The organism is Haladaptatus pallidirubidus (genome assembly GCF_020700235.1).
Taxonomy (GTDB): Archaea; Halobacteriota; Halobacteria; order Halobacteriales; family Haladaptataceae; genus Haladaptatus; species Haladaptatus pallidirubidus.
The window spans coordinates 1227367-1238939 of record NZ_CP085301.1; the positions used below are offsets into that span (position 1 = coordinate 1227367).

13 protein-coding genes are annotated in these 11573 nt (G+C 59.2%); 6 read left to right on the forward strand and 7 right to left on the reverse strand.

Annotation, left to right across the window (positions count from 1 at the left end):
- Window positions 1–126 precede the first annotated feature (126 nt).
- On the reverse strand, window positions 127–1065 hold the full coding sequence (gene lipA / locus LIX15_RS06845) for a lipoyl synthase (RefSeq protein WP_227776744.1): 939 nt from the start codon (window positions 1063–1065) through the stop codon (window positions 127–129).
- A 178-nt stretch (window positions 1066–1243) separates the two neighbouring features.
- Here lipA and LIX15_RS06850 point away from each other — a divergent pair, with 178 nt between their 5' ends.
- Both LIX15_RS06850 and LIX15_RS06855 read left to right on the forward strand, forming a co-directional pair.
- A complete protein-coding gene (locus tag LIX15_RS06850) occupies window positions 1244–1555 on the forward strand; it encodes a DUF378 domain-containing protein (protein WP_227776745.1) in 312 nt (103 codons plus the stop codon).
- Window positions 1556–1668: 113 nt separating this feature from the next.
- Window positions 1669–3072, forward strand: a complete 1404-nt coding sequence (locus LIX15_RS06855; RefSeq protein WP_227776746.1) for an MATE family efflux transporter — start codon at window positions 1669–1671, stop codon at window positions 3070–3072.
- Between the two features lie 192 nt (window positions 3073–3264).
- On the opposite strand, the gene LIX15_RS06860 is transcribed toward LIX15_RS06855, so the two are convergent.
- Both LIX15_RS06860 and LIX15_RS06865 read right to left on the reverse strand, forming a co-directional pair.
- A complete protein-coding gene (locus tag LIX15_RS06860; RefSeq protein WP_227776747.1) occupies window positions 3265–3651 on the reverse strand; it encodes a gamma-glutamylcyclotransferase family protein in 387 nt (128 codons plus the stop codon).
- On the reverse strand, window positions 3648–4070 hold the full coding sequence (locus tag LIX15_RS06865) for a DUF6884 domain-containing protein (protein WP_227776748.1): 423 nt from the start codon (window positions 4068–4070) through the stop codon (window positions 3648–3650). Before LIX15_RS06865 ends, LIX15_RS06860 begins: the two co-directional genes overlap by 4 nt.
- 257 nt (window positions 4071–4327) lie before the next feature.
- Here LIX15_RS06865 and LIX15_RS06870 point away from each other — a divergent pair, with 257 nt between their 5' ends.
- The 3 genes from LIX15_RS06870 to LIX15_RS32720 all read left to right on the forward strand — a co-directional run bounded on the left by LIX15_RS06870 (window position 4328) and on the right by LIX15_RS32720 (window position 6901).
- Window positions 4328–5638 carry an MATE family efflux transporter gene (locus LIX15_RS06870; RefSeq protein ID WP_227776983.1) on the forward strand — a complete coding sequence of 437 codons (1311 nt, stop codon included), beginning with the start codon at window positions 4328–4330 and terminating at the stop codon, window positions 5636–5638.
- Window positions 5639–5712: 74 nt separating this feature from the next.
- Window positions 5713–6393, forward strand: a complete 681-nt coding sequence (locus tag LIX15_RS06875; RefSeq protein WP_227776749.1) for an alpha/beta hydrolase — start codon at window positions 5713–5715, stop codon at window positions 6391–6393.
- 373 nt (window positions 6394–6766) lie between these two features.
- On the forward strand, window positions 6767–6901 hold the full coding sequence (locus LIX15_RS32720) for a hypothetical protein (RefSeq protein ID WP_265338415.1): 135 nt from the start codon (window positions 6767–6769) through the stop codon (window positions 6899–6901).
- A 20-nt stretch (window positions 6902–6921) separates the two neighbouring features.
- Here the strand turns inward: LIX15_RS32720 and citZ are convergent, their stop codons facing one another.
- Complete coding sequence (gene citZ / locus LIX15_RS06880; RefSeq protein WP_227776750.1) at window positions 6922–8061, reverse strand: citrate synthase; 1140 nt, start codon at window positions 8059–8061, stop codon at window positions 6922–6924.
- 169 nt (window positions 8062–8230) lie between these two features.
- Here citZ and LIX15_RS06885 point away from each other — a divergent pair, with 169 nt between their 5' ends.
- Window positions 8231–9436, forward strand: a complete 1206-nt coding sequence (locus LIX15_RS06885) for a potassium channel family protein (RefSeq protein ID WP_227776751.1) — start codon at window positions 8231–8233, stop codon at window positions 9434–9436.
- 27 nt (window positions 9437–9463) lie between these two features.
- On the opposite strand, the gene LIX15_RS06890 is transcribed toward LIX15_RS06885, so the two are convergent.
- The 3 genes from LIX15_RS06890 to LIX15_RS06900 are packed head-to-tail and all read right to left on the reverse strand — an operon-like array spanning window position 9464 to window position 11561.
- Window positions 9464–9781 (reverse strand): DUF7536 family protein, encoded by a 318-nt coding sequence (locus LIX15_RS06890; RefSeq protein WP_227776752.1) that lies wholly within the window; start codon window positions 9779–9781, stop codon window positions 9464–9466.
- On the reverse strand, window positions 9778–10167 hold the full coding sequence (locus LIX15_RS06895; RefSeq protein WP_227776753.1) for a RidA family protein: 390 nt from the start codon (window positions 10165–10167) through the stop codon (window positions 9778–9780). Before LIX15_RS06895 ends, LIX15_RS06890 begins: the two co-directional genes overlap by 4 nt.
- A 41-nt stretch (window positions 10168–10208) precedes the next feature.
- Complete coding sequence (locus LIX15_RS06900) at window positions 10209–11561, reverse strand: MFS transporter (RefSeq protein ID WP_425556729.1); 1353 nt, start codon at window positions 11559–11561, stop codon at window positions 10209–10211.
- Between the last annotated feature and the right edge of the window lie 12 nt (window positions 11562–11573).

An 11573-nucleotide genomic window follows, 5' to 3' on the forward strand; every position in this document is an offset into this window, starting at 1 on the left:
CTATCTCTCGTCTCTTCAATTTGTGTCGAATTCGTCGAATTTATTGGGTTCCCATGTTCGCAGGTTGTTCTTTCCATCCCGTTGTGCGGAATTCACCGGGTCGCCTCCCTCGCGGCGACACCGTTTTCAGACGGAGGCTCGACGGGCCTCTTTCCTTGCCTGTTCCACGCTCTTTCCGTCTCGAAGAATAGCATCCACGAACAGTTCGCCGGCTTTGTACGACGAGCGAACCATCGCCCCGCTGGCGCAGTAGAGGAAGGACAATTCGTCTTCCGCGACCTGTCGCCACGTCTCGAATTTCGACGGGTGGACGTACTCCTCCACGTCGAGGTGCGTCCGCGACGGTTGGAGATACTGCCCGAGCGTGACGATGTCCACGTCCGTCTCCCGAAGGTCGGAAAGCGCCTGGTACACTTCGTGGTCGTACTCGCCGAGACCCAGCATCAAACTCGTTTTCGTGTAGATGTCCGACTCGCGCTTGACCTGTTCGAGGACGCCGAGACTCTGTTCGTACCCCGCACGCGGGTCACGAACCGGACGCTGAAGTCGCTCGACCGTTTCGACGTTGTGCGCGATAACGTCCGGCTCCGCGTCGATAATTTTCTGAACCAGCTGTTCCTCGCCTTGGAAATCCGGAATCAACACTTCCACGAGGATGCCGGGGTGGCGCTTTTTGATTTCTCGAATCGTCTGTGCGAAGTGATCCGCACCCTGCCCTTCGAGATCGTCTCGGTCAACCGACGTGAGAACCACGTAATCGAGGCCGATTTCCGCGATGGCGCTCGCCACGTTCGCCGGTTCGTCCGGGTCGAGCGGTTCGCCGCCGCCCGTATCCACGTCGCAAAATCCACAATTGCGGGTACATTTGTGGCCCATCAGCATGAACGTGGCCGTGCCACCGCCGTCCGAACCACGACCGCTCCAACATTCGCCGAGGTTCGGACAGTTCGCTTCCTCACAGACGGTGTTCAAGTCGTGTTCGCGGAGCGTCTGTTTGATTCCCGTAAACTCCTGACCCGACGGGGGCCGCATCTTCAGCCAATCGGGTTTACGCCGCCCACTCATTGCTCACGCTTTTGGGCCGGGACGACAAAAGGATAGGGTATTGGCGAAGCGGGGGTTGCTCGCTCCGTTTCCAACCGATGTATAGTTCGGCGTTGCTACGTGGAAATCTCAAAATACCCTCGTTCGACGGCGGGCAACTGCCAAATAACAATGTCACTCCTTCGTTTACTCACAGGTCATGGCTACCGACACTAGCGCGAGGACGAGTGGAACGATGGAAACCAACGGATTGGACTGGTTCAGTATCCTCCTCGTCGTCATCGGCGCACTCAACTGGGGAATCGTCGGTATAACGAGCCTCATCGGCGGGCAAGTGAACGTCGTCCGGCAAGCGGTAGGTTTGTTGTTCCTCCCCGATGTGGCACAAATTCTCACGAACCTCATTTACGTTCTCGTCGGGTTAGCTGGGCTGTATTTCATCTACACCAGCTATAAAATAAGGCGGGCGAGTCGCCGGACGACCCGCCAGCCGGTACAGCAAACCGAATAGCTACTTTTCAATTCGACGTCGAAAACCAGTGTCACGAGATAACTATTCACATATTTTCACTGAGGTACTTATAAATACTATCAGGATTTTATAATCTGTATAACTGAAAAACCATGGTCGATGTGTCACGAGAGGAAATAACGGACGGGTCACTGATACGTTCTCTTCTGATTCTTGCAGCCCCGCTCGTCATGCAGAACTTCGTACAGGTCGCTCAGCAGGTCGTCGATACGTTCTGGGTCGGTCGACTCGGCGAAGATGCGGTTGCCGCGGTGGGGCTTAGTTTCCCGTTGACTGCGCTTTTGTTCGCCGTTCTTCTGATGACAACCGTCGGAACGCAGGTTCTCGTCTCCCAGCGCGCCGGAGCCGAAGAGGACTCGCTCGCGCGGCGCGCAGTGTTTCACGGTATCACCCTCGCGTTCGTCCTCGGTTTGGCGCTTACCCTCCTCGTGGTGATTTTCGGCGGCGACGCCATATCCTTGTTCGGCGCCGACCCGGAAGTCGCGTCGCTGACTGTTATCTATCTCACCACGTTCGCTTTCGGTCTCCCACTCATGGGGATGGGTGACGCTATCGAAATGGGATTCATCGGGTGGGGTGATTCGCGCGCGGCCCTCTACATCAACGTCACCGCGGTCGCCATCAACATTATCCTCGACCCGATTCTCATCTTCGGTTACGGAATTCCGGGATTCACCGGGTTCGAAATTGCCGGTGCCGCTCTCGCAACCGCCCTCGGCTACGGCATTTCGTCACTGTTCGCTCTCGGAATGATGCTTCGCGGACGAAGTGGCTTATCACTCACGAGAGAAGTGATGACGTTCGAAATAAACGACTACCGTGAAATCGTCGATATTGGCCTTCCTCTCTGCGGCCAACGTGCCGCCGGTCAGTCAGTTCGTCTGATCATCGTCGGGGTTGTCGCCGCCGCCGGCGGTTCTGCAGCCCTGGCAGCCTACACCGTCGGTGCCCGTATCGCTAGTGTCGCGTTCATCCCCGCCAGTGGCCTCGCACAGGCCGCACAGAGCGTCATCGGTCAGAATCTCGGCGCAAAAAAACCGGCGCGTGCACGCCGCACTACGTGGATGGGCGCGGCTATCGCCGCCGCCGGTTTGACCCTGATTGGCGTCTTCCAATGGGTCGCTCCCGAACTGCTGGTGAGAACGTTCGTTCCGGATATGACCTCCCAAGGTTTCGCCCGGACGGTCGAATATCTCCGGATTCTGGTGTACGGTTACTGGGGCATCGGCGCGATATATCTATTCAACGCAGGATTCAACGGCGCGCGCCGGACGAAAGTTAGTTTGGTTGTCGATCTGGTGAAATACTGGGGACTTCGACTTCCCATCGCGGCAATCGGCGTCATGTGGCTTGACTACGGCGTGTCCGCCGTGTTCTGGGCAGTCACGATTTCCAACTGCGTCGCAGCGGTCGGTGCCGGTCTGTACTACTATCATACGACCCATAACGGGATGCTGGAACGGGCAATCGAAGTCGCGTCGAGTCCCGCCGACTAACGTCGCGACTGGTTAAGTGGGGAAAGGGGGAAGAATGGAGAGCGCGGAGCGTGTAACCGCGTCCGGAGGGTGAATTTCTGTGTATATAAAGCCACGGAGGGTGGAGTGAAAGTGAAATCGCAAGCAAGCCCGGATAAAAAAGCGTGTCTGACGGAAGGCAGACACCGCTGTCTGACGAGTGTCATACATAAATCATTCGGCCGGGTTTGCGCAAACTGCCTCCTCGTGGACGTATCGACGGACGCGCTGTTCGAACGTCCCATCGCCGGGCCACGAAACGGGCTTTTTCACGCCCAACCGAGTGGGGTCGCCGACGTACACCGCGACCTCCGTCTCCCCCATCGGAACTACAACTCTGACGTACAATCCCCGCCCGACACCTTCGTATGCGTCCAGCATAGCCATATCCGGCGTTTCGAGCAATCGTCCTTCCGTTTCGCCACCCGGTGCCAGCGTCGGGTACTGTCCATCGACGCGATGGAGTCCCGACAGTACCGCATCTCCGACGAAGTCGAACGTATCGATCACGCTACCAACGTGGGTCGGGTCGGTAAGCGTTCCGTAGACGAACACTATCATGCGGTCTCTTCCGTTTTCTTCGCCCCTCCGCTCGGCATGTGTTCGATAGTCACCGAAATATTACACCTTTCTAATTCCTTCCAGAACGGTGACAGACAACGGACGTACTCCGAGTCGAGGAGCGCAATCAGTTCGTCGTAGCTTTCTCCGCCCACGACGAGTTGCTTGATTTCGATCCGCACTTTTCGTGCCCAGTCGTTTCGTCCGGATGGCGTCAGCGAATCGAGCGTCACGTCGTCGGGACCGATTCTGGCGTCGGGGGAGAACAGTCCGTGCTTTTCGGAGACGAGTCGCCAATCATCGCACGTTTCCGCGTAGTTCGCTTTCGATCTGAACTGTGACGAAGCATACTGCTCGCGCGCTGGTCGCCATCCACCGCACTGTTCCTCGCTTCCGTTGACGATTGCGAGCGTCCTCATCGTTGATTGTTGGAACCTACCTCGATAGACGGTATAGTTATAGACCGATTATAGACCAATTATGGAAATCACAAGGCGAAAACCCTGCCCTGAAGGGCGGGGGATGCCGAAGGTCGGTTAATCGCATTTCGCCCATTTCGCGTCAGTTGCCCGTTCCGGTACAGCCAAACCCCGTCGGGGGAAATCACGTTCCTGTGACGCTTCGCGTGCGAACGATTGCCGTCTGGCGACGAGTACTTGCGCTCTCGTGGCCGGTGATGGCGGAGCAAGTGCTACGAACGCTGATGCGGACGACCGACATCATCGTTACCGCCTTGTTCTCGCCCGCCGCGGTCGCGGCGATCGGTCTCGCAGACCTCTACGCGCGTCTTCCGCTCAGAATCGGTCTCGGACTCGGCGGCGGGGCGATTGCGCTTTCCAGCCAGGACACCGGCGGCGGTGCGACCGCGAACCGCGACGAGGCTATTACGCAGGCAATTCTGGTCGGTGCGGTCGCCGGGATTCCGTTCGTGCTGTTCGGTCTGTTGTTCGCCAAACCCGCAATCGCCATCCTCGGCGCGCCGGAAAACGTCGCTCGGATGGGCGGAACCTATCTCCTCATCATCTTCCTCACCGCCCCGGCGCGACACGTCGCGCTGGTCGCCGCCCGCTCTTTGCAGGGCACCGGCGACACGAAAACGCCGATGTACATCAACGTCGTCTCCAACTTGCTCAACATCGGCGGAACCGTGGCGCTCGGACTCGGCATCGGACCGTTCCCGAACTTGGAAATAGTCGGCGTCGGTATCGCCACCGCCATCGGCAACCTGTTCACCGCGACGGTACTTCTGCTTGCGATGCGCATGAACTGGACGCAGGCATCGTTCGTGCGGCCGCGAAATCGAACCATCACGAAGCAACTGCTCGCCGTCAGCGCGCCGAGAATCGGCGAAGGAATCGCCGCGACGATTGCGGAGTTCCCGTTCAACGCGATTTTGCTCGCCTTCGGAACGGAAGTCAACGCGGCCTATCAAATCGGTCGTCGGGTGTACCAGCAGGTGACCGGGCCACTCTCCAGAGGCTACAGTGTCGCCTCAAGCGTCGTCGTCGGGCAAGCCCTCGGCAGTGGCGACCCCGACAGAGCACGTTTCGAGGGATGGGCAACTACCGCCCTCGGACTCCTGACGGTCGGGGGAATCGGCGGTCTGCTCTTCCTCGTCGCCGACCCGCTGGTTCGGCTCTTCACCTCGGATCCGCCGACCCTCCAATACGCCGCGGATTTCGCCCGGGTGTACGGGTTGGCCGCCCCGTTCCTCGTCTCGTTCGTCGTCCTCGCCGGCTCATTGCAAGGCGGAAGCGACACGAAAACGCCCTTCTTCGCACGGACATCGGGTATGTTCCTGTTCATGGTCGGCTTTTCGTGGGTGGTCGGGGTGCGGATGGACTACGGTGTGATGGGCGTCTACGCCGGAATCCTGCTCCATTACGTTTGGTCGATGGCAATCGTCGGGGCCGGATTTTACTGGGGCGGCTGGGCGTCCCGCGCCGCGGCGATGATGGAAGAACGCGGGAGTGCGGGGGAGACCTGAGAGGGTCCGACACCCAACGGCAGAAAACTCGGGTGCAGAAAACGGTAGGATGTCGGAGCACTATTTGATGATCGATGACGGACACCCAATTCACTACGGACGACATCGACGGCCCACACGCCGGACAGCCGGTCGCAACCACGGGTGCGACTATCGACGACGCTGACACCGCGATGGTTCTCATTCACGGGCGGGGTGCGACCGCCGAAAGCATCCTCGAACTTTCCCAAGAATTTCAACACCCGGAAATCGCCTATCTCGCGCCGCAAGCGTCCGGAAACACGTGGTATCCGCAGCCGTTCCTCGCGCCGGTGGAGACGAACCAACCGTCCCTCTCGTCCGCGTTGGCACTGCTCGAAACGATTCTCTTCGCCCTCGAAACCGTGGGGATTGCGCCGGATCGAACCTTCCTGCTCGGTTTTTCGCAGGGTGCCTGCCTGACGACCGAGTTTGTCGCACGAAACGCGACGCGGTACGGCGGTGTCGCCGGATTCAGCGGAGGTCTCATCGGCCCGGATGGGACGCCCCGAGAGTACGAGGGATCGCTCGACGGGACGCCCGTCTATCTCGGATGTAGCGACCGAGATCCGCACATTCCGGTTAAGCGCGTCCACGAAACGAGGGAGGTGCTTCGCGAACTCGACGGCGACGTAACCGAACAAATCTTCGAAGGTATGGGTCACGGCGTCATCCCGGAGGAAATCGACCACGTCAGTGAAATGATAGACGGACTGATGGATTCTGAAAGACGCTGAAAAACGCCAAATTCGACCATTTACAACCGTTCATCTCGGTTTGAATCGTTCATTCGCGTGGCGACATTTTGGAACAGAGAGGGAGCATTGACCCGGCTTATGTAGCTCGTAGAAAATCACGCGGTATGAGTTACCCTCGCGATTCCTCTTCGTGGGTTGCTTCGCCGGAAGAGTTCCGGTCAATACTGAAGCTGTTACTCGGCCTTCATTATGACTCCTCAGAGGCGTCCGACCGGGCGTGGACGTTTCGGTATCTAGATAGTCACTATCCTGATTTGATGGTCGAAATCACGCACCTTTTTCCTTCCGAGCCGAGGATGACAGCCTCTCACCCGCGTGCGAAGCTTCTTCCTCAATATGCCAATTCGAGTCGATGCTCAGAGAACTGCTCGTGAAGGCGCAGGATGGTCGGATAGCTTTCGACCGCTCGTGGCGATTCCAGTTCTCCGACCGTCCGGATTTGATGGTCGAGATAACGTATCTCGAAAAGAGAGATATGAGTTCGTAAACCGGTCGCCGAAGGGTTCTTTATCGCTCGTTGAGCGGTACGAGGTCGGCGTCTTTCTCACCGACATACTTCGCACGGGGGCGAATCAGGCGGTTGTCGTCGTACTGCTCCAGTACGTGTGCGATCCAACCGCCGACGCGCGAGACGGCGAAAATGGGCGTGTAGATGTCGATTGGGATACCCATCTGGTAGTACGTCGAGGCCGAATAGAAGTCCACGTTCGGCGCGAGTCCCTTCTCTTCTTTGATGTACTCCTCGATGGCGACGGACATTTCGTACCACTTCGTGTCGCCCGTGGCCTCGCCGAGTTCCTCGCTCTGTTCGCCGAGAATCTTTGCGCGCGGGTCTTTCACGTTGTAGACTCGGTGGCCGAACCCGGCGACGCGGCGTCCCTCGTCGAGTGCCTCTTGAACCCATTCGACCGGGTCTTGGTTCGCGTCGTCCACTTCTTCCAACATCCGCATGACGTTGGCGTTCGCGCCGCCGTGGAGCGAACCGGACAGTGTACCGATTGCGCTCGTAACCGCGCTGTGGAGGTCGGCGAGGGTGCTCGCCGTCACCATCGCGGAGAACGTTGAGGCGTTCAGCCCGTGGTCTGCGTGCAGGACGAGCGCCTGGTCGAACACGTCGGCGAGCACGTCGTCGGGTTCCTCGTCGTTGAGCATGTAGAGGAAGTTCTCGGCGTGTCCGAGGTCGGTTCGCGGTTCCACTGGGTCGTCACCGTTCCGGATGCGCGTGAACGCAGCGAGAATCGTCGGCATCTTCGCGGTGATTCGTCGGCCCTTCCGGAGGTTTGCCTCGTGGTCTGCGGGGTCGGATTCCGAGTCGTCCGGGTCGTAGGTCGCGAGCATCGAGACGGCGGTTCGGAGCGCCGCCATCGGATTCGAATCCGATTCGGCGAGTTCGCGAACGGTGTCCATGACGCCGTCGTCCACTGCGCGCTCTTCCGCCATCGACTCGTTGAACGATTCCAGTTCCTCACGATTCGGAAGATTGCCGTGCCAGAGGAGATACACCACTTCCTCGTAACTCGCACCACGCGCGAGGTCTTCTATCGTATATCCTCGATAAACGAGTTTTCCCGCGTCTCCGTCGATGTGGCTGAGTGCTGACTCCGCGACGACCACGCCCTCTAAGCCTTTTTTGACCTCGTCTGCCATACCACGACAATTCACGGGGTACCCGCAAAAGGATTATCTTTCGTGGTCGTTCTGCCGGGACTTGTTTTCTAGCGTGGGTTTGTCGAACTCTCTCCGCCGTAAACCGGCTTTCGCGCCATCTTTCCATTTTCTACGAACGTTTTTACGGGAGAACGACCAACCTCGAACTATGGAACCCGCGAGCGGCGAGGTGGAGTACGAACCACGGAGCGTAAAGGAGGTTTTGGCGGAGATGAAAGACACTGCCGAACTGCTCATCGACCTCTCCTTTTCGGCCGTGTTCCACGGAAGCGACGACATCGCGTCCGAGGTGCTCGCCCTCGAAGGGAAGATGGACGTGCTGGAACTGCAAGCCCGAATGAGCCTGCTCATGGCCGCCCGAAGCACGGAGGACGCGGAGGAACTCGCGCCAGTCCTCGGCGTCGTCGGGGCCGCGGAGAAAATCAGCGACGCCGCGGGCGACATCGCCAAGGTCGTCTTGGAGGACATCGGCTTGCCCCAGACCATGCGTGCGGCGCTCCCGGAGGCGATCGAAACGCTCGTTCGCGTTTCGATCGGAGAATCCTCGCCGCTCGCGAGCCAGACGTTGGGGCGGCTAAACCTCGAAACCGAAACCGGGGTTCGGGTCATCGCTATTCATCGCGGAGGGGATTGGATTATGAACCCTGACAGAGACACCGACCTCCGAGTGGACGACAGACTTCTCTTGCGCGGCCCCGACGAAGGTATCGGGTCGGTGTACGAGCAAGCAACCGGCGAGAAATACGAACCACCGGAACCGCCGGAGGCCTACGATACCGACCTCGAACGCGCGGTCGATTCTATCGTGCTGATGAAAAACATGAGCGAACTCGCGGTTGACCTCGCTTACGGAAGCGTTCTCTTCGACAGTACGGACGTGGCGGAGGAAGTCGTCGAACTCGAAGCCGAGGTTGACGCCCTCCAGTCGCGCTTCGAGGCGTGGGTGCTACAGGCCGCAAGCCGCGCCGACGACCCGGTTTCACTGCGCGGACTCGTTCACCTCGCGAACAGCACGGAGGTCATTAGCGATGCGGCGGTCGAAATCAGCGAAGGGGTGCTCCACGGACTCGGTACCCACCCCGTCGTCGAACACGCCGTTCAGGAAAGCGACGAGGTCATCGTCCGGGTGACCGTCGCGGAAAGGAGTGATTTTGACGGAGTCACGCTCGGAAACGAACAGGTGGAAACCGAAACCGGGATGCGGGTTATCGCGGTTCGCAGACCGCACGACGACTGGGTCATCTCGCCCGGCCCGGCGACGGAAATTCAAGCTGGCGACGTCCTACTGGCCAAGGGAACTCGGTCGGGCGCGGAACGACTCGAAGAACTGGCCGGCGTGGTCGAACCGGAGTAGCGTAAATACCTCAAACTAGCACCGAACTCAATCGAGGCCGCGAGCGAGTTTGCGCGCCGAAAAGAGTGTCAACACCGCGGTGAAGAGTGCACCGAGCGTGAGCGCCAGTACGACGGCGAGCGCGAGAAACGAAAGTGGAGTTCCGGCTTGCCCTTGCATTTCACCGATAAATACGACGCGGTAGGCGTACACGAGCGCGGTGAACAGAGCGCTCATTGCGAAGCCGATAATCGCGTTCCGGCGGACGTTCAACGCCTCGATGAGGTTCGCCACTCCGGGGCGGTCGGGAATCTCCTCCTGCACGCTCCCCGGTTGGAACGCGCGGATAAAAGAGTCGTCGGTCACTGATCGATAATAGCGTTGGCTTCGATTTCGACCAGCATTTCCGTGGCAATCAGTTTATTCACTTCGACCATGCTCGTCGCGGGTCGAACATTTCCGAAGAACTCAGCGTGGGCGTCACCGATGGCTTCCCAATTTTCGATGTTCGTCACGTACATTCGTGTCCGAACCACGTCTTCGAGGCCTGTACCTGCCGATTCAAGCGCCGATTCGATGTTTTCGAGCGTTTGCTTTGTTTGTGCGTAGGGGTCGTCCACGCCGACGACTTCTCCGTTCTCGTCGGTAGCCGTCGTTCCGGACACACGGACTTCGTTTCCGACGCGGACTGCGCGCGAGTAGCCAACGCGGTCTTCCCACTCGGTTCCGCTGGAGATGGTTTCACGGGTCATGCTCACAGTACGACGAACGAGCGCAAAAATCCATCACCGCCTCAGGCGTAGGCGTCGAGTTCCTGCCCAAAGACGAGGAAGTAGGCGGTTCCGGCGATACCGACGACGGTCGCCAATCCGAACGCCAGTATCGGGCCGTTTACGGCGGCGAATCCGAACAGCGGTGTGGATTCGATTCCGTACAGCCACCCGCCGAACGCGGCGCTCGGAATCGTAATCGTGTTTCTGACCAGATAGTACGAGCCAACGACGCGCCCGCCAGCGTTCTCTCCGGCGGGGCCGACAATCAAGGCTTTGTGCGCGGGCAACCCCGCGAATCGAAGCCCAGAGAAGGCGAACAACAGGGCGACGATTCCCGCGTTGGCGGGGGCGTTGACCAGCAGCGCGGGAAAGATGGCGTACACGACGAATCCGATGCCGACGACCGGTTTCAGGCCGATTCGCTCCGCGAGCTTCGAGACGGGAAGCATCGTCAGGAGGGCAACCGCCATTTCGATTGCGAGGAGAACGCCGAAGAAGGCCTCCGGACCGAGATAGCCGACGAACGGGAGCGTCGCATCGACTTGCAGATATTCCGTCACTGCGAGCACGACGAAGACGTACACCATTCCGTTGGCGAATCGAACCATGGTGTCGCCCACGAGGAGGGGACGGAGTGGCGCGGGCATTCCTTTGAGGTCGTCCGCGATTTGCGAAACTCCTGCGAAGGATTTGCCGAGCGAATCTTCGCTCGCCTCGTACAGGACGTGTTGTGCGAGGGTTGCTAGCAGCGCGAAGACGGCACCGACCGCGAGGACGTACCGGAAGCCGAGTTCGAACTCGTAGGCCGCGATGAGGCTCGCGGCGACGAGCGGACCGATCAAAAAGGCGGTTCGGCGGAACGTTTCGGTGCTGGCGAATCCCTGCGCGAATTTGGAAGGCGGGACGCTCTGTTTGACGATAGCGAACGTCGCACCCAGGCCGAACGATTTCCACGCCTGCACCAACAGCAGACCGACGAAAATCCACGCCCACGTCGGAACGCCCGAAAACGACGGTAGGTCGGGCGCACCGACCCAGAAAAGAAACCCGATTGTCGAGCAAAAACCGAACAGAGTCAGTGCGGTTCGTGACCCGATTCTGTCCGACAGCGCCCCGCCGGGATAGGGATAGACCGCTCCGATGAGGTTGCCGAAACTCCCGTATAGTCCGATGACGAGGCTGGTCGCTCCGAGCAGAGAGAGGTAGCGACCCATGTACCGTCCCGTCATCTGAAATCCGAGACTGAAGGCGAACATCGCCACGGACAGCACGAGTACGTCGCGTTCCAACGAGACGTACTGTCGGAACGGTTCGAGAACGTCTACCGATTCGTCTTCGGTTGCCACACGCGAGTGATTCGGCCGATTACTCATAATTTCACTGGA